Annotated in this window: 16 protein-coding genes; 5 read left to right on the top strand and 11 right to left on the bottom strand. The window is 51.3% G+C overall.

All coding sequences use genetic code 11. The annotated features are described in order from the left end of the window. Positions 1-51: 51 nt before the first annotated feature. Together J2Y43_RS17190 and J2Y43_RS17185 are read right to left on the bottom strand one after the other, a co-directional pair. Positions 52-1,023: a Fic family protein gene (locus J2Y43_RS17190; RefSeq protein WP_309984890.1), complete on the bottom strand. Its 972-nt coding sequence runs from the start codon at positions 1,021-1,023 to the stop codon at positions 52-54. A 115-nt stretch (positions 1,024-1,138) separates the two neighbouring features. Continuing rightward, positions 1,139-1,393 carry a hypothetical protein gene (locus tag J2Y43_RS17185; protein ID WP_309984888.1) on the bottom strand — a complete coding sequence of 85 codons (255 nt, stop codon included), beginning with the start codon at positions 1,391-1,393 and terminating at the stop codon, positions 1,139-1,141. 589 nt (positions 1,394-1,982) lie between these two features. Here J2Y43_RS17185 and J2Y43_RS17180 point away from each other — a divergent pair. Further along, positions 1,983-4,109, top strand: coding sequence for a DNA topoisomerase 3 (locus tag J2Y43_RS17180; protein ID WP_309984886.1), 2,127 nt, complete (start codon positions 1,983-1,985; stop codon positions 4,107-4,109). Positions 4,110-4,111: 2 nt separating this feature from the next. Here the strand turns inward: J2Y43_RS17180 and J2Y43_RS17175 are convergent, their stop codons facing one another. Then, positions 4,112-4,354: a transcriptional regulator gene (locus J2Y43_RS17175; protein ID WP_309984884.1), complete on the bottom strand. Its 243-nt coding sequence runs from the start codon at positions 4,352-4,354 to the stop codon at positions 4,112-4,114. A gap of 190 nt (positions 4,355-4,544) precedes the next feature. Here J2Y43_RS17175 and J2Y43_RS17170 point away from each other — a divergent pair, with 190 nt between their 5' ends. Continuing rightward, positions 4,545-5,390, top strand: a complete 846-nt coding sequence (locus J2Y43_RS17170; protein WP_309984881.1) for an aldo/keto reductase — start codon at positions 4,545-4,547, stop codon at positions 5,388-5,390. A 2-nt stretch (positions 5,391-5,392) separates the two neighbouring features. After that, complete coding sequence (locus J2Y43_RS17165; RefSeq protein WP_309984879.1) at positions 5,393-6,142, top strand: SDR family oxidoreductase; 750 nt, start codon at positions 5,393-5,395, stop codon at positions 6,140-6,142. Here the strand turns inward: J2Y43_RS17165 and J2Y43_RS17160 are convergent, their stop codons facing one another. From J2Y43_RS17160 to J2Y43_RS17150, 3 genes are all read right to left on the bottom strand, one after another. After that, entirely contained in the window at positions 6,143-7,498 is a 1,356-nt protein-coding gene (locus tag J2Y43_RS17160; protein ID WP_309984877.1) for an amidohydrolase family protein, read from the bottom strand. 44 nt (positions 7,499-7,542) lie between these two features. After that, positions 7,543-8,706: a Gfo/Idh/MocA family oxidoreductase gene (locus J2Y43_RS17155; protein ID WP_309984876.1), complete on the bottom strand. Its 1,164-nt coding sequence runs from the start codon at positions 8,704-8,706 to the stop codon at positions 7,543-7,545. Positions 8,707-8,824: 118 nt separating this feature from the next. Further along, the gene (locus tag J2Y43_RS17150) at positions 8,825-9,706 is read right to left on the bottom strand and encodes a DUF481 domain-containing protein (protein WP_309984874.1); all 882 of its coding nucleotides are present in this window, start codon (positions 9,704-9,706) and stop codon (positions 8,825-8,827) included. A 58-nt stretch (positions 9,707-9,764) separates the two neighbouring features. Here J2Y43_RS17150 and J2Y43_RS17145 point away from each other — a divergent pair, with 58 nt between their 5' ends. Further along, positions 9,765-13,166, top strand: a complete 3,402-nt coding sequence (locus J2Y43_RS17145; RefSeq protein ID WP_309984872.1) for an SNF2-related protein — start codon at positions 9,765-9,767, stop codon at positions 13,164-13,166. On the opposite strand, the gene J2Y43_RS17140 is transcribed toward J2Y43_RS17145, so the two are convergent. The 4 genes from J2Y43_RS17140 to J2Y43_RS17125 are packed head-to-tail and all read right to left on the bottom strand — an operon-like array spanning position 13,163 to position 18,068. Continuing rightward, positions 13,163-14,305, bottom strand: a complete 1,143-nt coding sequence (locus J2Y43_RS17140) for a glycoside hydrolase family 18 protein (protein WP_309984870.1) — start codon at positions 14,303-14,305, stop codon at positions 13,163-13,165. The genes J2Y43_RS17145 and J2Y43_RS17140 overlap by 4 nt on opposite strands. 29 nt (positions 14,306-14,334) lie before the next feature. Beyond that, positions 14,335-15,792 (bottom strand): fibronectin type III domain-containing protein, encoded by a 1,458-nt coding sequence (locus J2Y43_RS17135; RefSeq protein ID WP_309984868.1) that lies wholly within the window; start codon positions 15,790-15,792, stop codon positions 14,335-14,337. Positions 15,793-15,847: 55 nt separating this feature from the next. Continuing rightward, positions 15,848-16,750, bottom strand: coding sequence for a CorA family divalent cation transporter (locus tag J2Y43_RS17130; protein ID WP_309984866.1), 903 nt, complete (start codon positions 16,748-16,750; stop codon positions 15,848-15,850). A gap of 46 nt (positions 16,751-16,796) precedes the next feature. Continuing rightward, positions 16,797-18,068, bottom strand: coding sequence for an NAD(P)/FAD-dependent oxidoreductase (locus J2Y43_RS17125; protein ID WP_309984864.1), 1,272 nt, complete (start codon positions 18,066-18,068; stop codon positions 16,797-16,799). 228 nt (positions 18,069-18,296) lie between these two features. On the opposite strand from J2Y43_RS17125, the gene J2Y43_RS17120 reads away from it, so the two are divergent. Continuing rightward, the gene (locus tag J2Y43_RS17120; RefSeq protein ID WP_309984862.1) at positions 18,297-19,154 is read left to right on the top strand and encodes an SDR family oxidoreductase; all 858 of its coding nucleotides are present in this window, start codon (positions 18,297-18,299) and stop codon (positions 19,152-19,154) included. Here J2Y43_RS17120 and J2Y43_RS17115 read toward each other — a convergent pair. Beyond that, a complete protein-coding gene (locus tag J2Y43_RS17115) occupies positions 19,151-23,029 on the bottom strand; it encodes a PAS domain S-box protein (RefSeq protein WP_309984860.1) in 3,879 nt (1,292 codons plus the stop codon). The genes J2Y43_RS17120 and J2Y43_RS17115 overlap by 4 nt on opposite strands. Between the last annotated feature and the right edge of the window lie 56 nt (positions 23,030-23,085).

The following is a 23,085-nucleotide window of genomic DNA, read 5'->3' as shown; positions in this document are numbered from 1 at the left end:
AATAGGGCGAAGCTCCTGCTTCGCCCCTACTATTTTCAGGGCCTCTGGCCGTCAGCGCTTCCGCTTCCGATTTTCCACATAATCTTTCACCGCCTCCCGCGTAGTGTACCAAACATTCCCCTCCTTGTAAGCATCGATCTTCCCCTGGCGCGCCAGCAGGCTCACATACTCCTGCCCATAGGGCACTTCCGGCTCTTCCACAATGCGCACAATCGGTTCATATTCATACTCATACCCCGGCAATGCATTCAAATAGATATTCAGGCTGCGCTCCAAAGCCTGCGTCATCAAAAGCCCCAGCTTCTGATACGACCCCTTATTGGCCTGGTTGAGGGCCTCATAGTATTTCTTCCTGTCATTTTTGAGAATAATCGCAGGCGGAAATCCAGCGCGCATCAGCAGGAGATTCATCGCCAGCCGCACTGTCCGCCCATTCCCGTCGAAAAACGGATGTATCCAAACCAGCCGATGGTGAAAAACCGTCGCCAATTGAATATCATTTAACCCCAATGGATTCTCATTCGTGAATCCGATCAGCTCATCGAGCAGATCCGGCACTTTTCGCGCGTTGGGCGGTGTAAAGTTCGCGCCTACAATGCGCACGCCTGCATCGCGTATGCGCCCCGCAAAATCATCCTCGATAGACCGCAGTACCAGCCCATGCAACGAGAGTATATCGATACTCCGCATGGCATAATCCGGGCTTACTAGCCCATACAGGTACTGGATCGCCTTCTCGTGGTTGTGCGCCTCAAAATGCTCCCGCAACGATTTGCCTTTAATAGTAATGCCCTCCTGCAACACCAGCTGCGTTTCTCTCAAACTAAGCGTGTTACCCTCGATGCTGTTGCTGTTATAGGTCCATTCCAAGGCGAGCCCCTCCCTGATCTTTGCAAGCGCTGAAGCAGGAATAGGGCGACTGTTTTTGATCTGGTCGCGTTTTTCATACAGCCGGTCGAATACGGGCTGCATTTCGAGCATATCAGTGAGGTCTATTTCAAACATTCTACTAATATCGGACATTTACTTTTTACATCCTATCCGATATTAAGCATTCAGCCACAAAAAAAGGGAGAAAAATTTCTCCCTTTTTAAAACCATCAATCAATCTTAACCGAACCCCATGAGGTTCAATCACTTACTTCGTAGTTACACTTTTCAATTGGAGGCCTACGATAGCGGCTTTCTGAGCTGCGCTATAATTGGTGTCAGGCGTATTTTTCACTTTTTGCGGTGCAGGGCTGTCCAGAACTGGTGCCGCAGCAGGCAATGTGTTGTTAACAACTGCTACTTTGGTTTTTTCTTCAACTGTATATGTAGAATTGTTGTTGGCATAAGCTGCGCTAGTGATTGCTACCAAAGCAACGGCTAGCAGGTTTTTTGCATTTTTCATTGTTAATAGTGTTTTATGTTTTCCTTGTGTTCTCAATCGTATTTCGAGTACAAATATAATACAATATTCTGAAAACAAACGTTCAGAGCATTTGCTAACAAAATAATACAACACTATCAACTGACAAAAACGGGCTTAAAACAAGCCTAAACTATATAACTATTCAAAGATTCAAAATCTAAAAATCAGCGGATTTTCATTTTTTCGTCCCCATAAGATTTCGTACCGCCGGGTGCTTATGTTACCTTATTGTTAAGCACCACCAAACACTTCCATTTTATTCTAAACCAACCAATCAAAACCAAATTATATTTGGAGTGGATTCTACCAATACCCAAAATCACCGAAGATTTGCCTCACAGAAACCAAAAACCACGAAATTTTTTTGAAATTTTTTTGATTTTTTTTTTGCCCGATTGATTGTTCGGTCAAAATTGGCCGTTCACATGCCCTTTCGTCGGTCGGTAGGCAGGCAAATCGGGTCGGCGGCGGCGGGAAGTCTGGACAAAATTGACCATCTTTGCACCCCCTCAAAGGGAACGACAACAGACATGCCGGTCGTAAAAAAAGCGATCGTGGAAAGGAACCTATGAAAGTTTGCATTGCGGAAAAACCCAGCGTAGCCAAAGATATTGCAGCAGTGATCGGCGCCGGCCAGCGCCGCGACGGCTATTACGAGGGTAACGGCTACCAGGTTACCTGGACTTTCGGCCATTTCTGCACATTAAAAGAACCACACGACTACACCGAACGCTGGAAATCATGGCGGCTGGAAGACCTGCCCATGATCCCTTCCAGTTTCGGGATCAAACTCATAGACAATGAAGGTGCCATACGGCAGTTCGGCGTAATCGAAAACCTTGTGCGCAACTGTGAAGAGGTGATCAACTGCGGAGATGCGGGCCAGGAAGGCGAGCTGATCCAGCGTTGGGTGCTGCTGAAAGCGAAATGTACGGTGCCCGTCAAGCGGCTGTGGATTTCATCCCTCACCGAACAGGCTATCCGGGAGGGTTTCGACAAACTCCGCGAGGGCAGCCAGTACGACAACCTGTACGCAGCCGGCAGCGCACGCGCAATAGGCGACTGGCTGCTCGGCATGAATGCAACCCGCCTTTTTACCAAGAAATTCGGTGGAGGGAAAGCAGTACTGTCCATCGGCCGCGTGCAGACCCCTACCCTGGCGCTGATCGTCCAGCGACAAAAGGAAATCGATGCATTTGTTTCGGAGGAGTATTGGGAACTGAAAACCATTTACCGCGAAACGGAATTTACCGCGACTATCGACCGCATTAAGAATGTCGAAAAAGCCAATAAAGGCCTTGCCTACCTGCAACAGCACGATTTTGAAGTAACCGCATTTGAGAAAAAGGAAGGCAAGGAAGGCAATCCGAGGCTTTTTGACCTCACCTCCTTACAGGTTGAGGCAAATAAAAAGTATGGCTACTCGGCAGAGGATACCTTAAAACACATCCAAAATCTTTACGAAAAGAAGTTCGTTACCTACCCCCGGGTTGATACTACCTACCTTTCAGAAGACTTGCACCCGAAAGTAGAGGGCATCCTGCGCGAGCTGACCTATTATAGCCAGTTCACAGCGCCACTGCTTGCCAATTTGCCGATCCCCAAATCGAAGAATGTTTTCGACGACAAGAAGGTAACCGATCACCACGCGATTATCCCAACCGGCGTGTTACCGGTGCATATCGGCCAGGATGAAAAACGCATTTACGACCTGATCGCCAGACGTTTTATCGCCGTTTTTTATCCTGAATGTAAGGTATCCAACACCACCGTGCTGGGAATGGTCGGGCAAGTCGAATTTAAAGCTACCGGCAAACAAATCCTCGAATTGGGCTGGCGGGAGTTGTACGTCAATGATAATGCCTCCAAAAAAGAGGCGGAAGAGGAAAAAGTAATGCCGATTTTCGAAGTAGGCGAACGTGGCCCGCACGAGCCCCGCGTGCATCAGGGCAAAACTTCCCCGCCAAAGGCCTACACCGAGGCAACTTTGCTGCGCGCGATGGAAACCGCCGGAAAACAGGTCGAAGACGAGGAAATGCGCGAACTTATGAAGGACAACGGCATAGGCCGCCCCTCGACACGGGCCAACATCATTGAAACGCTCTTCAAACGCAAATACATCGAAAAAAAGAAGAAGAATGTATTTGCCACGCAAACCGGCATCGACCTGATCGATACCATTCAAAACGAACTGCTCAAAAGCGCCGAGTTAACAGGGCATTGGGAACGCAAGCTCCGATTGATCGAAAAAGGCGAATATGCGATGGATACTTTCAAGCAGGAGCTGATTGAAATGGTGGTGAAGCTTACGCACGAAGTCAAAAATGAGCGCGCGCGGTCCATTACCATTATCGAGGAAGCACCGGCAGTTGCTGAAAAAGAAGAAAAACCCAAAAAAGAGCGCAAGCCCCGCGAGCCGAAAGAAGAGGTTTCAATTGAAACCCTGCATTGCCCCAAATGCAAGGAGCACCTTTTAAAGAAAGGCAAAACAGCCTACGGATGCAGCAATTTCCAGGCCTGCGGTTTTAAGATACCCTTTGAATTCCTGGGCAAAAAATTGACCGACAAGCACATTTTCGAGCTGCTCAGCAAAGGCAAAACCGCCAAAATCAAAGGTCTCCAGATCCCAGGCAGCCCCGACCTGATCGACGCGCGCCTGGTGATGAATGGCGACTTCAATTTTGAAGTCGGGTAGCGCTACATCGGGCTGTTGGTCGTTTCCACATAAGGCAAGTGAAAAGTGATGCCCGATATCTGGCACAAAGCAAGAAATTCGGATAGCGTAGGCATTACCCCTTTATTCAGTATTTTGTCAGACGATTTCCGCGAGATACCGGCTTCTTCGAGCGCGTCTGTCAGGTTGATTCCCTTCACTTTGACAATCTCTTTAATATCGTCGACCAATTCCCTGGCGCGGGCTTCAAATACTGTCGTTTCCATTTGTTGATGATGTTTGGTTTTATGCCAAAAAGAACAAAACCGTGCCAAAGATTTCGACCAAAAGTCCACCCTTATGCCCTGGCGTGAGATTTGCTTTGTGAAAAATGAGTATGCTCCTCGTCCCTCCTGCCTTGAATGAAAAGCTACATTCGACAGTTTCTTATGCGGTGACTTTTAACTACAAACCAATATGAATAACGATCATCAACAAGCCGGTACGTTCAGAATCGGCGGAGAAATAGAGATCAACCGCCTGGGTTATGGCGGTATGCAACTAACCGGCCAGGGAGTTTGGGGCGACGCACCCGACCGCGAGAATGCCAAAAATGTGCTTCGCGCCGCGGTTGACGCGGGCGTCAATTTTATAGATACCGCCGATTCCTACGGCCCGCATACCAACGAAGTGCTCATAGCTGATGCGCTCTCGCCTTATCCCGATGACCTGCTCATAGCTACAAAAGGCGGCTTTGAGCGCACCGGGCCGAACCAATGGCGTGTGAATGGGCATCCCGAGCATATCCGGCAGGCCATTGACGGAAGCCTTAAAAGATTGAAAAAAGATGTGATCGACCTGTGGCAACTGCACCGCATCGACTCCCGCTTCCCGGTCGAAGAAACGCTTGGCCCGGTAGTAGATGCCGTGAAAGCGGGCAAAATCCGGCATGTCGGATTATCCGAAGTAGATGTGGATCAGGTCAAACGGGCGGAGAAGACAATACCGATCGTCTCGGTTCAAAACCTGTATAACCTCGGTAACCGGCGGTGGGAAGATGTGCTGGATTACACGCTGGCACGCGGAATGGCCTTCATACCGTGGTACCCGCTCGCGTCGGGACCCGAGAAATTGAAACACAAAATTTCGGGTATCGCAGAGAAGCACCACGCTACTACGGCGCAGATCGCATTGGCCTGGCTGCTGCAACGCGCCCCGAATATCCTGCTGATCCCCGGCACGAGCTCGCTGAAACATTTGGAAGAAAACTTGCAGGGAGGAAACATCCGGTTGTCCGAAGCGGATTTCAAAGCATTATCCTGATCATGAGCGACTATCAAAACAAAGTAGTGATTGTAACCGGTGCCGGAAACGGCATCGGTAGCGTCGTAGCTACCTATTATGCCCGAAAAGGGGCGAGCGTAGCATTATGGGACCGCGACCCGAACGGGCTGCGGGTTATTCAGAAAACAATTGAAAAGGAAGGCTTCGTATCCAGTTCCCTGGTCATCGATTTGACCAATCCCGACGAAATCGTGACGGGTATCGAACAGGTAAAGACATCGTTCGGAAGAATAGACGTGCTGATCAACAATGCCGGTTTGGGCCGTAGTCAATCCCCCTATGACCTGGCTGTGGACGATTGGGACTATGTATTGAACACCAACTTGCGAGGAAGTTTTCTTTGCGCACGTGAGGCCGCGCGGGTTATGCGTACGCAAGGCAGGGGCGCGATCGTGAACATCGCGTCCACACGGGCGCTCATGTCCGAGCCCAACACGGAGGCATATGCGGCTTCGAAAGGCGGGATCCTGGCATTAACACACGCAATGGCTATCTCGCTCGGTCCCGATCACATTAGTGTGAACGCGATCAGCCCCGGATGGATCGAAACGGGCGATTACAGCCAATTAAAAGCCTCGGATCACGCCCAGCACCCGGCCGGCCGCGTTGGTAAGCCCGACGACATTGCCAGAGCGTGCCTGTATCTGACCAATCCTGAAAATGATTTCATCACCGGCACGAACCTGATCATCGACGGCGGTATGACGCGCAAAATGATTTACGAAGAATAGTTACTTTTCGATCTTTTTCAACTCGCTGTCCAGGAAGCTTTTCGGGAGCCATTTCGTACCGATCATCACGCCTTCGATGGTTTTGGTATTGCCGATGTTTTCCAGCGGATTGGCGGCAAGTAACACCAGATCGGACACATTGCCGGCCTTGATCGAGCCTGAATCGGGTTTGTTCAGGTAGCTCGCCACATTCACAGTACCCGTTTTCAATGCCTCGTAAGGCGTCAGTCCGGCGTCTACGAGGTATTTCAATTCATGATGGGTAGCAAACCCGGGCACATTCAGTACCTGTGGCGCATCACATCCGAGCATGAGCTGCACGCCGCCTCTCTGGCAAGCCAAAATCAGTTTGCGGCGGATATTCACAAATGCCTCCGCTCGTTCTTTGTTGAATTTGGGGTTATTGACATAACTGCTCTTCGCATTCAGCCAGTTCTCCTTTTCTTTGGCAGTCATATACTTCCATTCCGGGTCATTTTCATAGGCCGATGCGGGCAACGGCGAAAGCCAGCGCTCGGCAATGGCCTGCGTGGGCACTACCCGGATGTTTTTATCCTTCAAACCCTTGATTAGCTTCGGAATACGGGTAGTATCGGCAGCATAGGCGATCCAGGTGCCGAAAAGACCGGTTTCCTGCTCGGCGAGTGTGTCGGTACCGGGCACAATGGCTTCCACGAAACCATCGAGGTGGTCAATGGAAGAATACCCGGCATCGATGGCCGCCCAAACTCCGACGGCGAACGAAACGTGACCTACCATTCCGATACCCAGCTCTTTGGAGGTCTTGGCAATACCCGGGAAGGTCTCTTTGGTCAGTCCGGGCAGCAGTTTCAGGTAATCGTACCCCGCCGCTTTTTCCTCCTTCACCATTTCGATGCCACGGGCGGCCGTTTTCACAGTTTGTCCGCTGAATGCGGGGCCGGTAGTGTAGAAATTCGGTCCCAGCACTTCCCCGCTCCGCACTTTCTCGCGCAGTTCGAGATGCTTGGCATTACCGAGCATTCCGCGGATAGTTGTAATGCCGTTGGCCAGGTAAAGCGTCAGCACATCCTTCATCGGCCCGAAATCCTCGATCGCAGGCACGTGCGCGTGCATTTCCGACCAACCCGGCATGAGGTATTTGCCTTTGGCATCTACCACCAACGCATTTGCGGCGGCTTTTGCGCTATTACCAATGGAAACAACTTTTCCGTTCCTGACCACCACCGTCTGATCCTTTAAAACCGTCTCGCGGTCCATCGGGATCACATTCACCGATTTGAAGACAATATCACGGTCGACGTTGCTGACCGGCCCCTGCGCAAAAGCAGCATGGGCGCCCATTAATCCGAAAATGAAAATCAGTCTGCGTATCATAGTTTGTGTAGTGTTTAAAAGTGATCAGGAACGGGAGCGTTGCATTAGCTCACAGTCGAAACATTCTGCGCGTTTTTCTGCGCTTTCAAGCATAGTTCCGTTGCCAGGAAGCAATGCTCCTGCGACATGGCCGTTTCCGTACGGTTAAGCACGTCGTCCACCAGTTGGCGGCCGTAAGGCAGTTCCACCTGGCTGCAATCCACATAGGTTGTTTCTTTATTATTCACCACAAAAAGGTGGTTACCGCCTTCGCGGCCTCCGATATCGATATTCTTACGGATCTCGATAAAACCTTCGGTACCAAGCACGGTAAGGCGCCCGTCGCCCCAGGTTTTCAGGCCGTCGGGTGAGAACCAGTCTACACGAATATAGCCCGAGCCTCCATTCCCGCGCAGCATTGCATCACCGAAGTCCTCAAATTTGGGATACTGCGGGTGATTGACGTTACCTACCTGAGAGGCCACTATCTGTGCTTTGGTGGAGTTGGTAAAAAACAAATACTGATCAAACTGGTGAGAAGCAATATCGCATATGATACCGCCGAAACGCTTTTTGTCAAAAAACCATTCTGGGCGCGTGTTCGCATTCATCCGGTGAGGACCAAGGCCGATCGTCTGCACCACTTTGCCGATAATGCCTTGCTTCACCAATTCGCCTGCCTTCACCGTCGCGCGGTTTTCGAGCCGCTCGCTGTACATGATCGAATAAATACGCTTGGTTTCTTTCTGCACTTTACGGACTTCGGCAAGCTGTTCGAGTGTGGTAAGGCCCGGTTTGTCCACCATATAGTCCTTGCCCGCCTTCATCACGCGAACGCCCAGGGGACCTCGCTCGTCAGGTATGCCCGAGCTGAGCACGAGTTGAATCGATTTATCGTCGAGGATTTCCGCTTCCGATTTAGCTTGTTTCGCATTCGGGTAGCGTTTGGCAAATGCGGCAGCGAGGTCCGCTTCTTTGGCAAAAAAAGAAACCAGCTCACCACCGCCACGCGTCACCGCCTCCACCTGCCCATAAATATGGCCGTGGTTCATCCCGATCACCGCAAACTTGATCCGGGACGGTGCTACCGGTATAAAAGGCTGCTCGGCTACGACGGTTTTGATGGACCCGTATGCATTGGGGGTCAGTTGCGGAAACATCGCCAGGCCGGCGGCTGAATAAAGCGAATTGCGCAGGAAGTCACGGCGATTGTCCTGTTGGTCTCTCATTGCTCGATTTGGAATGTAGTGAATACTTAGTAAAGCACATTTTGGACAGATATAATGTGCTGGTGATATGGACAGTATTCTACGCCTCTTTCCCTTACAACCGCAGTATCGGAATCGTCTATTTATTTCCTACCGAAATCCCAAAAGTAATGCGTGAGTCGGTGCGCTTGCGGCCTACCTCTACCACACTCTCGTAGGAGTTTTCAAAACTCGTCCGCAGCGTCACCCATCTGTTGAGCGGCATTTCCGCCGAGAGGATCGTATTCCAGCGCATGTTCGACAGGTCGTTCAATGCAGGCTGGATGAATGTCAGGTGATTGAACCGGAATTTATCCGATAAAAACGAATGCTTACCCTTGATTCTAAATGAGTTACGCACAGTTGTTACCGTGGCTTTTTCAAAAAAGTTGGTCGATTCGTAGAGCAGCGCGTCGGTCAGGCTCAGGTCGTGGGACTTCGTTTTGATCACCCGGTACCCTATCCCCGCGCCGGCCATCTGCCGCAGGTCGATGCGCCGCAGGTTACTGGTTTCCAACGCAGCCAGGCCGAAAACATAGGTTTTGCGCTTTTTGAAAACATCTACGAAAAGATCCACATAACTGTCGCGCTCGGCCAGGACACCATTCTGCTTTCCGTAGGTAAACCGCGGGTTGGTAGCGATGTTGATCACCGGCCCGCTGAAAATCAGTTCGGCACGCAGGACCATTAGGCTCCGGTTTACATTTCCTCTTGTAAAATTACCGTCGCCGATGAGCCGGTAACGAATGGTATCGACCAACACACGCGGCGGCTGGACGATCGTATCGGGCATGGTCGTAGCTACCGAGTCGGCCGGGAGCAATTTCAGGTTTGTCGTGTCCGGCTTCGGAACGGCGACCGAATCGGCCGGAAGTACTTTCAAAGTGTCGGGTTTGACGTCCTGCGCCCGCGCCGAGGCCGATATCAGCAGGAACAAAAAGGTGGTAAACGTGAAGAAACGGAAGCAGGTCAGATTTTTCATTAACGCAAATTTTGCAAAATAATGGTGCCAAACGTACCCGCAGTTGTTAATTTGCTTTATGAAAAAGGATGAACCAGCCGTGGGAGCCGCGCCGAGCCAGCACAACTATATTTTCCTGGATTTTAACCTCGCCGAGCTCTCCACCACACACATTCTCAACCACAGCGCCGACATGCCCGCTACCGAGCGCCGGGGTTATTTCGAGATCCAGCCCGACGATATGGTGGTGGATTATGCCGCATTCCGCATTCAGTGGGGCGGCGAGGCTTTCAAGGTGGTGGTGAAGCAGAACGACCGCATGGTGAACCTCTACTGCGAATGCAGCCGTCCCAAACGAAAGCTTTGTGAACACCAGGTGCAGGTGCTGTACAACATTATGAACCGCAGGGATTTCCGCGCGTTTTTCGACAAAAACATCCGTAACGACCGCCTCCGCGCTCTCGCCGCCGACTACGGCATGGAAGCCGAACCAGATCTGAACCAATACTTTACGATTGAATACGTCAACCGGGAGTTGCGTGTGCTGCCGCTGATCAAGGAGCTTATCCCGATCAACCAGGCGGCTGTTTCGGCTATGCAGGACCAGCTTTTTACGGATCCGGCGCGGCATTTACCCGAGGCCAAACCCGCCGACGCCAACACCCGCACGATCGTCGCGATCGGCCTTAACAAGTACTACGACCACTTTTTCCTGGAAATGTATGATGCGCCGGTGACGCGCGACGGCAAGCTGAAAAACCCGTTCGTGCAGCTCAATCCGTTGGAGCAGCTCTGGAAAACGCAGGACCACGACCTGTCGCGATTTTACACGGCAATTGCGTCGTTCAGCAATAATTTCAGGAAGAAAAACCCGGAAACCGACCTCGCCGGCCTGCGTGCAGTGCTCAAAAATCCTGAAAAACTGGATTTTTACTACCATGCCCCACTGGTATCCGACAACGTGAATGCAGCCTCGCTGGTACCCGTGAAACTCGCGCAGTCGGATGTGGACGTGCATTTGGTGATCGATAAAAAGGACCCGTTTTTCCGCATTTCCGGCCAGCTGATCATCGATAGCGTCCACCTTGACATCGAAAATGTGGAGATCCGCTACGATTATTTTGTCTTGTACAAAGATTCGCTGCACCTGATTGAAAGCGAAGACATTCTGAAAGTGCTGCATTTTTTCAGACAGCACAACCAGCGCATTTACATCCACGAAACCAAATTCGAGGACTTTCGCCAGAACCTGCTCGCCAAACTTCCCCCGCGCATACGCATATCGTACACGTACGTAAAGCCCGCTACGCCTGCGCAGCGCGAGGAACAGGGCTTCGACGGGCGCGTGGAAAAGATCATTTACCTGGAAGATTTCGGCAATTACGTGCTCATCACGCCGGTGGTAAGGTACGGCAGCGTAGAAGTGCCGCTCTACTCCAAAAACGACATTTATTCGGTAGACGGACATGGTAATCCGTTCATGGTAAAGCGTGACGAAGAGGAGGAGCTCCGCTATATGGCCGCCATGATGCGCCAGCACCCGGATTTCGAGTACCAGCTTGCAGAGGGTATTGAGGACAAGCATTTCTTTTACCTGCACCGCGCCCGGTTCCTGGACGAAAACTGGTTTCCCGATGCATTCGACGAATGGAAAAATCAGGGCATTACCATTCTTGGTTTTAATCAGCTCACCAAAAACCGCCTCAATGCAAACAAGGCAAAGGTTTCGATCCACGTCAATAGCGGCATTAACTGGTTCAATACCACCGCTACGGTGCAGTTCGGTTCGCAGAAAGTGACGCTCAAAAACCTGCATAAGGCCGCCAAAAACCGCAATAAATATGTCGAACTCAGCGACGGCACATTGGGTATTTTACCGGAACAATGGCTTGAAAAATTTGCCCGGTTCTTCGAAGTCGGCGAGATCGTGGGCGAGGAAATTCATACGCCGAAAATTAGTTTCGCGGCTGTGCACGACATGTACGACGCCGAAATGCTCGACCGCGAGGCGCAGGAGCAGATCGCATTTTACGAGTCCAAATTCACGGATTTCGATGCGATCAAGCCGGTACCAGTGCCCAAAAAGCTGAAAGCAAGCCTGCGCGGATATCAAAAACAGGGGCTCAACTGGCTCAATTTCCTCGATGATTTCAATTTCGGCGGCTGCCTGGCGGACGATATGGGTCTGGGTAAAACCTTGCAGATCATCGCATTCATTTTATTGCAAAGAAAAAAACAGGTACGGAACACGAACCTCGTCATCGTGCCTACCTCGCTGGTTTTCAACTGGCAGGCCGAGGTCGCTAAGTTCGCGCCGGACATCCGGATGCTGACCATTTACGGTGCCGACCGCGTGAAGGAAATTAGCGATTTTGACAATTACGAAATCATCCTCACCTCCTACGGTACGCTGCTTTCGGATGTGAATTTTTTAAAGAAATACCATTTCAACTACATCGTCCTCGACGAATCGCAAGCCATCAAAAATCCTGAATCACAGCGCTATAAAGCCGTGAGACTGCTCAATGCGCGCAACCGCATTGTGATGACCGGTACGCCGGTGGAGAACAATACTTTCGATTTGTACGGACAGCTTTCGTTCGCCTGCCCCGGCCTGCTGGGCAACAAAACGCAGTTCCGCAACCATTTCTCGGCGCCTATCGACCGTTTCAAGGACGCCGAGCGGGCCGCGGAACTGCAAAAGCGGGTGAATCCGTTTATACTGCGGCGCACCAAGCAGCAAGTGGCTTCGGAGCTTCCCGAAAAAACGGAAATGGTGATCTACTGCGAAATGGGCGAAGAACAGCGGCGCGTGTATAATGCGTACGAACTGGAATTTTACATTTACCTCAACACCACCAGCGAAGGCGACATCAAACGCTCCCAACTGCATGTATTGCAAGGACTTACCAAGTTGCGTCAGATATGCGATTCGCCCGCATTGCTCCGCGACGAAAAGTTTTACGGCAATGCTTCTGCCAAAGTCGACACGCTTGTGGAGCAGATCGAAAGTAAAGCGACGCAGCATAAGATCCTGATTTTCTCGCAGTTCGTGTCCATGCTCGACCTGATCCGCCCTGAACTGGAAAGCCGCGGCATCGGGTACGAATACCTTACGGGCCAGTCGCGCGACAGGGCGGCGAAGGTGGAGAACTTCCAGACCAACCCCGACGTGCGCGTTTTTCTGATCTCGCTGAAAGCCGGCGGTACCGGTCTCAACCTCACCGAAGCCGACTATGTGTACCTGATCGATCCGTGGTGGAATCCGGCCGTTGAAAACCAGGCCATCGACCGCTCTCACCGTATCGGGCAGGACAAGCATGTGATCGCCGTGCGGCTCATTTGCCCGGACACGATCGAAGAAAAAATCATGGAATTGCAGGAAACGAAAAAGGACCTGGCCAATGATCTGATCAAAACAGATTCTGATATTCTCAAATCACTGACCAGGGATGATCTGCTGCGGCTGGTCGCGCGCTAGTCGAGATTTTTGTGGATTTCGTTGATCAGGTATTCTTTCGGATCATTGAAATACTCCCAGAAGAATATGCCTGCCAGCTTGTTCTTTTTCACATACTTGCATTTCCCCTTCACCGACTTCTCGTCTTCGTAGGTAATGAGCACTTTGGTGGAGTCGTTGAACAGGTACGGGGCTTTGGCCTTTTTATCATAATACTTTTTATAGCCATTCTGATTGATCGTCGTGTCTTTCAGTTTGGTATAGCCGCCTCCCTGCACCGATTTTACGCGTTTTGCACCTAATCCGTGATTGTCGGCGGTTTCGGCTTCCCAGCCTTTGCCGTAGAAGGCCGCTCCGAGCCCGATCTTGCTCGCAGGCACGCCCGCGGCAATAAAATTCTTCACCGAGCGGTCGGCGGATGAGCCTTCGCCGGATGGATCGTAGTCATACAAGTTGGTATGGTGGCCGACCGTGCCGTTGCGGCCGCCGTAGTCGTAGGTCATGATCAGCACGTAGTCGAGGTACACCTGCGCGAGGGCCATTTCGGTATGCTCGATAAACGATTTCGAACCACCCACAGCCGTGGTGAGCAGGTACTTTTTGCCCTTCTCTTTTTCGAGCAAATTCAATTCCTCACGGATCGCTTTGAACATCAGGGTAAAATTCTGCTTGTCTTCCGGCCGGAAGATGTTGCCTTCCTCGCCGCGCATACCGGGATATTCCCAATCGATATCCACACCGTCCAGATCATATTGGCGTACGATGTCGACGCTGGATTTCGCAAATTTCAACCTCGAAGATTCTGTCAGCACCGCATCCGAGAAGTTCTCGCTCCACGCCCATCCGCCGATCGAGATCACGATTTTCAGGTCCGGATTTTTCTTTTTAAGCCCATTCAGCTTCCTGAAATTGGTGGAATCGGTGGCGAGGTTGGTAAGGACGGCCAGGCTGTCCTGCACATTTACAAATGCATAGTTAATGTGCGTGAGCTTTTCCGCATCAATTTCTTCCACATTCACAAGCCCGCGGAACCCGCCTACGTAGGCGTTTACAATGTATTTTTTCTTCTTTTGCGCCGAAACGGCACCGGAAATGAGCAGGCACAGGGCAAGTGCCATGCAGGAGAAGCCCGAAAACGGCTTCAAAAAACAGCATTTCATAGAGGTCAGTAATTTAGGTTCAGGATATATCAATAAAGGAATATTCGCTTCGATATTACTTCCTTACCCATATCGGTTACAACCACATAAACGCCCGCCGGAAGCCCGCTGAGGTCTATCCGCCCTTCCCGGCTGATTTTCCTCACCTGATGTGCCCGCCCGGCAAGGTCATAAACCGACACCCACGCCCCTACTGCACGGTTAAGATCGACAACGAGCGTCCGCCCTGCCATGTAAATCAAATGCTGGTCATGCGGGGTTTCCACTGCTGTAATGATGGAAGTCGCGCGCACGATCGCGAGCAGGCTGTAAGGCGATTCCCCCCCTGCATTCACAGCCTTAATGCGGTAGAAATAATCGGCAGCTTCGAGCTCGGCTCGGTCCTCATATTGCAGCACTGCCGCTGCAACTTTGCCTATTTGGACAAAGTTACCTTCGCCTTTCGCACGTTCGATCACGATTTCGGTGGCATTGCCCGTGGGTTTCGCCCAACGCAGCTGGATCAGGTCTGGGGCGGTAGGCACGGCCGTAAGGTTTGTGGGCGCGTCGGGCAGGGGAACATTCTGCGTTTTGGCCGAACCGGTATTGCTGTATGCCGACGCTCCAACTGCATTTACTGCCCGGACACGGTAGGAATAACTTGTCGCAGCAGCCAGACCGGTACTCTGATAGCCGGTCACATTGGCGGGGAGGTCGGCAATTTTCGTAAAAGCAGCCCCATTCTGTGAACGCTCAACCTGATAACCGCTTTCGTTGTTGGCATTATCGACCCATTTCAGGTCAATTTGAGAAGCCGAAACAGCCACCGCGGTCAGGCCCGAAGGCGGGTTAGGCGCTACGTCCTGTGTAGTCGCGTTGGCAATATTGGAATAACCCGATTTCCCGGCGGTATTTTTCGCGAGCACACGGTACCAGTAGCGTGTTGCGGGCGCGAGGCCGGTGTGCTGGTAGGTCGTCACATTCGGGCCGAGGTCGGCGATTTTGGTAAATGACAATGCATCCGTTGAGCGTTCGAGTTCAAAGCCTGTTTCATCGCCCGCGTTATCCGTCCAGCTCAAATTGATCTGCGTGGAAGAGGCCACGTTGGCAACAAGTGCAGAGGGTGCCTTTGGAATAGTGATGATTACCAGCGTTGTGGCATTGGCGACATTGGAATAAGCCGACGCCCCGGAAGCATTCTTAGCGCGCACCCGGTACCAGTATTTGGTGGCCGATTTCAGCGATTTATCCTGATAAGTGATGGTATTGGCCGCCAGATCGGCAATTTTTACAAACCTGGTCCCATCCGTAGATTGCTCCACTTCAAAACCGGTTTCGTCCGTCGCAAGGTCCAGCCATCCGAGGTTAATCTGGCTTCCGGAAGCTGCTACTGCAACGAGCGTGGCCGGCGCTTTTGGGATAGCGGCGAAAATGGCGCGGGGAAACAAAAGCGCAATGCAAAATAATGCTAACGACGGAAATGCGTGTCTGGTAAAGGTTCGGTTCATAAATTCAGGACAATAGGGAGGCAAAAATAGAGGTTAAATGCATTTATGCTACCCCTTACAGCCATCCGCGCCGTTTAAACCACACATAAATCCCGAAAGTAATCCCGCCCATCAGGATCATAACGCCCGGATAACCCCATTTCAGTCGCAATTCAGGCATAAAATCGAAGTTCATGCCATATATACCGACGATAAACGTAAGCGGCATAAAAAAGACTGAAAACACCGTGAGCACGCGCACAATCTCATTGGTACGCTGCGAGGAAATCGAGAAATAGACCATCACCAGGTGGTTCATATTTTCAAACAGCGTGTCATAAATATTGTGCAGCTTCACATACAGGTCACGCGTGTCGCGGGTGTAGGTGTTGGAATGGCCCGGCGCATCTATTTTATCCACAATTTCGTGGGAAAGCATCAGAATGCGCCGTGTAACTTCCACCCTTCTTCTGAGGTAATACAAACCCTTCAAAAGCGATGCTTTACGGTTTTTGAGGAACATGTTTTCCTCATAGTATTCAATATCCTTGGTCAGTTTCAGCGACGGCGCCTCGTAGGTCGCAATGCAGCTTTTGATGATCTCATTCACCAGATGTACCGTATCCTCGCACGAATGCTGGTCGACCTGCTCTTCCCGGATCACTTCCGGGGCGCCCCAATCCTTTTTGTGCATGGTGATGACCCTCTCCTTAGTCATGAAAATCGCCAGCTTGTCGGTCAGCTCGGTGACGGTATCGGCCTCGGTCCCCACTTTCTCGCTGTGCATTCTGAAAATAATAAACACATAGCTGCCTACATCTTCATATTTCGGCAAATGGTCGGGTTGCAGCCAGTCCTTGATGGACGAGGCGTGTAAGCCATATTTTTCCGTGAGCCGCCTTACCTCCTCCTCGCCGGGGTCCGTCACATCAAGCCATTCGAACGGGTATTGGGAAGGGTCGGCAATTGTCTTGATCATAAAGAAATGCGGCTAAAATTCATGATGGTCAACTGAATAGATAGGGTCAATGCACAGGCTTCTCCGGCTTCGAATCGAGGATAAAACGCAGGGATTGGTCCCTTGTGAAGAATGCAACCATCCAGTTGTAAAGGGTTTTCACCTGGTTCCGGTAGCGGATCAGTGAAAACAAATGCACTACCAACCACAGAAAATAAGCGATAAAGCCCTTGAAATGCAAGCCCGGCAAATCGGCCACAGCCTTATTGACGCCGATGATCGCCATCGTGCCTTTATCGTTATATTCAAATGCCCTGGGCAAACGCCCTTCCTGCCACTGCGACAGATTATGTGCCAGGTTCTTTCCCTGCTGGATGGCTACCTGGGCGAGTTGTGGATGCCCATTCGGAAATTCCGAATCGGAGGTCATCAAACACACATCGCCAATGGCAAAAATATCCTCAAAACCTTTCACACGGTTGTAGGCGTCCACCAGCACACGCCGGCCTTTGCCGAAAACTTCCTCGGGCAAGCCGGGCAATGCAGTAGCAGTCACACCCGAGGTCCAGATCAGCGTTTCGGTTTCGATGGTATTGCCGTTAGCGAATGTGACGATTCCATTGTCATAATCTTTCACTGCATGATCCAGCAGCACCTCTATTCCCAGGCCTTTCAGCTCTGCAAGCGTTTCCTCCTGCGATTTTTTGCTCATAGGATTCAATACCACGGGCAGCGCATCGACGAGATAGATTTGTACTTCTTCCCTTTTCAGTTCAGGATAATCCTTTTTAAAAATACTCTTATGCATTTCCGCCAGCATTCCCGAAACTTCCACGCCCGTCGGCCCTGCGCCGGCCACCACAATGGATAGCAGCTTTTTACGGACCTCGGTGTCGGTTTCTTTGGTGGCTTTTTCTTTCAGTCTCAGGATGTGATTCCGCAACGCGAGCGCATCCTGCACGGTTTTCATCGGTACCGCGTTTTTCCGGACGTTCTCCATGCCAAAATAATTGCTTTCCGTACCAGTGGCGAATACAAGGTAGTCGTAGTAGATATCGCCGCTTTCGGTCGCTACCTTCTTTTCTTCCGGAAAAACCTTTTCAAAGCCTCCCAGACTAAACCGGAGATTGGATTTGTCCTGAAAAAACTTGCGGAACGGATAACTGATATTGGAAGCTTCCAGAAAACCGGTCGCAACCTGATACAGCAATGGCGGAAAGAAATTGTAGTTGTTCTTATCCACCAGCACAATTTGAAACGACTTATTCCGGGCTAGCTTCTGGGCGAGGTTAATCCCCCCGAAACCTCCGCCTATGATCACCACCTTTTTCGAATCCATAGCACGATACGTTTGGCGGCCAACATTTGCGGCCGTATCGCGTGCTTGTATTAATAACCATGCCGATCGCCTTTCCAAGCATCAAAACAGGCTTTTGCGGTCCAAACACATACACTACACTGTGAAAATCTTTACTCATTTCCAGCAGCAGCCCGTGCTTTCGACCCACGCCGGCCGTTGGCATATCCTTTTTGACGATGAGCCGCATCAAAAAAACATTTAAGCATTATGAGTTTCGATATAGACACCCGCGGGCAGACGCAAAGCGCACAGCCTGGCATAGAAGAAATCATGGATCCGGCGCCGGTCGTGATCCGCGAGAACTACCGCGGCAGCGGCAAACTGGAAGGTAAAACGGCCCTCATTACCGGTGGCGATAGCGGCATTGGCCGCTCGGTGGCAGTACATTTCGCGCGAGAAGGCGCCGACGTGGCCATTGTTTACCTCGATGAGAGTCAGGACGCGGCCGATACCAGGTCCATGGTCGAAGCCGAAGGAAAAAGTTGCCTGCTCATTCAGGGCGACATCCGCAGCGAGGCATTTTGCAGGGAAGCAGTAAGCCGCGTGGTCAACGAGTTCGGGAAACTGAATATCCTTGTCAACAATGCGGCCGAGCAGCATCCAAAAGAAAGCGTCGACCAGATTTCACCGGATCAGCTGAACAATACCTTTGCGACGAACATCTTCTCCTTTTTCTACTTCACGCAAGCGGCATTATCGCATTTACAGCAGGGAGACACTATCATCAACACCACATCCATCACAGCTTATCACGGCAATCCTTCGTTGCTGGATTATTCATCTACCAAAGGGGCAATTGTAGCCTACACACGGTCGCTGGCAGATAATTTGGCTGAAAAGGGCATCCGGGTGAACGCGGTCGCGCCGGGACCGATCTGGACGCCGCTCATCCCCTCCACTTTTGATTCGGAGCGGGTGAAAAAATTTGGTAAAGACACGCCGTTCAAGCGCCCGGGCCAGCCCTGCGAGGTGGCCACGTGCTACGTATTCCTGGCCAGCGAGGACGCCTCCTACATGAGCGGGCAGGTATTGCACCCGAACGGCGGACAGGTCGTGAACGGCTAATCCGTCCTTTGAAGCCACCTCCGGACCGCCGCTTCGAGCGTCTCCTTCAAAACCGGTTTGGTCAGATAATCGTCCATACCGGCTTCGATGCACTTTTCACGCTCCCCCACGACGGTACCGGCCGTAAGCGCGATGATCGGTACGTGCGGGCTACCCGCCTGTCTGATCTCGCGCGTGGCTTCGTACCCGTTCATCTCCGGCATTTGGATGTCCATAAAAACGATATCGGGCCTGGTCCTGCGGAATGCTTCGATCGCTTCCCTCCCGTTGGCCGCCTCGATCAGCTCGCTGCCGGGCAATATTTTACCCAGCATTGATTTGACCAGCAGCATATTGATCTTGTGATCTTCCGCTATGAGTATTTTCACGTCGCCTGGTTCGTAAGTTTCTTCGGATAATTTTTCCTGTGCCACTATTTTTGCAGGCTTTTCCGGGGCTTTGGCTTTGAGCCCGAGATGGGAAAGCGCATGAAAAAGCTGCTGTATTTTAACTGGTTTCACCAAAAAGCACCTGATATCCAATTCGTTACCAAAATCACTCAGCGCCTCTTCGTCGAACGAATCGTTCAGCAATATCACAGGTTGATGGGCTGCCTTGCCTTCCAGTTTCCGCAGCATGCGGATCGTTTCGATCCCGTCCCATCCGGGCATTTGACAATCCATCAATATCACATCATATGTTTTGCCGCCGGCGAGCCTTTCATAAGCTTCCTCTCCGCTTCGGATATAATCAGCCGCGATGCGCTTGTTGGCCAGCATATCCTTCAAAATCTGGCCATTATGAAGATTATCGTCCACGACCAGCACATTTTCGATCTGCTCCACATTCTCCCAGTCAAACCGGTCTTCACCTTCGATAGCCCGGAATGTGACGTCGAAAAAGAAAGTACTGCCGTTTTCGAGCTTGCTCACCAGTTGCAGGCGGCTGTCCATCAGCCCCAGCAGGCTATTGGAAATCGTAAGGCCCAGTCCCGTACCGCCAAACCGCTTCGTGGTAGAGGAATCTTCCTGTGAAAATGCCTCGAAAATACGGCGCTGATTTTGAGGATCAATACCAATGCCGGTATCGCGGACCGAGAACCGGAATGTGTAGTCCAGGCCGCTTACCTTTTGCAACAATTCAATTTTCAGCTCGATCTCGCCCCGGCTCGTAAATTTGACGGCATTGCTGAGCAAATTCACCAGGATTTGCCGCAACCGCACCGAATCACACCAGACAAACTGCGGAATGTCGGCAGGGATATTGAGCAGCATTTCCAGGTGCTTTTGCTGCGCCTGGTAAGTTACCATATCGGCCACCTGGCCGCAAATTTCCAAAAGATCGGTTTTCTCCGGGGTCAGTTCGAGCTTGCCCGCCTCTATCTTAGAGAAGTCAAGAATGTCGTTGATAATGTCCATCAGCGAATTGGCCGACTGAAAGACCATCGACATGTATTGCTGCTGGGTCTCGTCCAGATTCGTCTTCATCAGCAAGTCGGTAAACCCGACCACGCCATTCAGCGGCGTACGGATTTCATGGCTCATATTAGCCAAAAATTCCGATTTCAGCTTACTGGCCGCTTCCGCATGTTCCCTGGCCTCGAGCAGTTCGAGCTCTGCACGTTTCCGCAACGTAATGTCCCGGATCACCGCCTGAATAATCTCCGAGTCGTTAATTTTCATCAGGTTAAGCAAAACCTCCGCAATAAACGACTCCTTCGACTCGCCGAAGCGCTTGTATTTCCATTCGAAATTGTGTGTGCCTTTTTCGTAGACCATTTGCACGTGCCGCTTGCCCTCATTCCTATGTTCCTCCATGCCTGGCTCATTCAAGCCCGACAAGTCGCCCATGGGCATTTGCCGAAACATCTCCACAGAATCAATCCCAAACATTTTCAACGCGGCTTCATTACAATCCAGGTAGCCTGTATGGTCAAAAAGGATCACCGCGTCGCTCGTGGAATCGTACAAAGTCCGGAATTTGACTTCCGAGTTCTTGATATCCATTTCCGCCTGCTTTCGGTGCGTGATATCCTGAAACGCCCCGTAAACCCTAACGCATACGCCATCCACCATTTCGGCCTTCCCGATCGATCTGACCCACAATTCATTGCCTTTGGCCGTTACCAATTGTAGTTCACTATCCCAGGGCGTTCCATCGGCGAGCCCCGCGGCCACAGCCCTGGTGATCACATCCCTGCTGTATCCTTCTTTATAAAAATGGATGGCCGTATCGGTATTGGGCACATAATCCTGCGGCACTTCGTGGATTTCCTTGGTGGTAGGCGACCAATACAGCTCACCCGTGCGCGGGTACAGCTCCCACCCTCCTACGCGCGCCACACTGTTGGTCTGTTCCTGGATGTCCTTGATCCGCCTGAGTTCCTGGTCTGCCGCTTTGCGGGCGGTAATGTCTCTTTCCACGGCTATGAAATGGGTGCAGTTACCGTAGTCATCGAAAACAGGTGTTACTTTGAGATCAACCCAATAGCTTACCCCGGCCTTGGTATAGCAAAGCACTTCCTCCCGCACAACCTGCTTCTCTTTGCATTGCAGCAAAATCCGGTCGAGGGTATCGGGATCGGTCTCTGGCCCGCGCAGTAAAACCAGCGGGCTCATCCCCTTGACCTCCTTCCGTTCGTAACCGGTGTGTGTTTCGTAGGCCTTGTTAACCCATGTTATATACCCTTTGCTGTCTGTTATAACAATATAATCTGTGGTGTTGGAGGCAACAATGGCCAACTCTTTGAGACGCTCACGGGAGTTTCGCAGCTCCGTAATGTCGTGGCTTGTCAGAATGATCTCCTTGCTCACCGGATCGATATTGGCACTGGTATTGCTCCACGACCACGACCCATCCTTGTGCCTGATCCGGTGTTCCACACCACCCGGCACGGGCACACCGGTTTCCGTGGTAATGCGCAAAGCCTCGAAACAGATATGAAAATCGTCGGGATGGATAAATTCGGTGAACGGCCTCCCAACGGTTTCCTCAACAGTATGCCCGTACATCGACGTCCAACTTGGCGATACATAACTGAAAACGCCCCCGGGAGAGATCGTGAACAGGACATCCTGCATATTGGATACCAGCACAGAGAGGTCTTCCTGCACTTTGAGCTGCTGGGTAATGTCGTAGCCAATGCATAGTATTTCCTCCACCACCCCGTTTTCGTCGGCAATCCCGGTAAATTCCCACTGCGTCGTTTTCACGCCGTCGAGCGTTGAGTACTTGCGCAGGACTACCGGCTGAGGCGTCCCCGGATTCACAAAGCACTGCTCACCGACTTGCAGGCATTTCTCGATATCCTCCGCCACAACGCCCCTGAGCGACGATTGGCCGATGATCGCATTTCGCTCCAGCCCGTAAAATTCGCAGAAATGATCGTTGACATACTTGTAGTTTCCTTCCAGATCGATGCTCGTCACATAAATCGCGTTGCTATTCAGAAACGACTGATACAGCTCTGTACTGGTGATCAATCCCGGTAGGTCGGGCAACAATGTGTCCCGTTGAAAGCCCGACAAAACGAGCCAACCGTGCGGTTCGGCAAATGCGTAAATAGAAGTTACAGCCAACCGTAATCCGTGTACGTTATCGCGAGGGATTCTTACAGTACCGTGGCGCGGTTCGCGGCTTTCGGGAAGGCCCGCGCATACATTCTTTATATGGAATGAAAAGGAAGCATTTTCAAAAAGCGAAGCGGGTATATCGTTACCTTCCTGAAACCCCGGACCGGATGCGATCGTTTGCTGCAATTTCTTGTCAGCCCAGCAATCTTCCGGATTTGAATACTTCCATATGAGTAATCCGTCTGTGGCCGAGTCCTGGATAAAGTCGAAAACACGTTCATCCTTTTGCAGCAGCTTCAAGAGCTCCTTCCTCAGGTCATTCATTTTCAAAAAACTTACAATTAGAAACGTCAGTAGTATCCGTACAATATAGCAGTTAT

It is taken from the genome of Dyadobacter sp. BE31 (assembly GCF_031457695.1).
Classification (GTDB): Bacteria; Bacteroidota; Bacteroidia; order Cytophagales; family Spirosomataceae; genus Dyadobacter.
The sequence above is the reverse complement of the archived record's forward strand: the minus strand, read 5'-3'. Positions and strand labels throughout refer to the sequence as shown.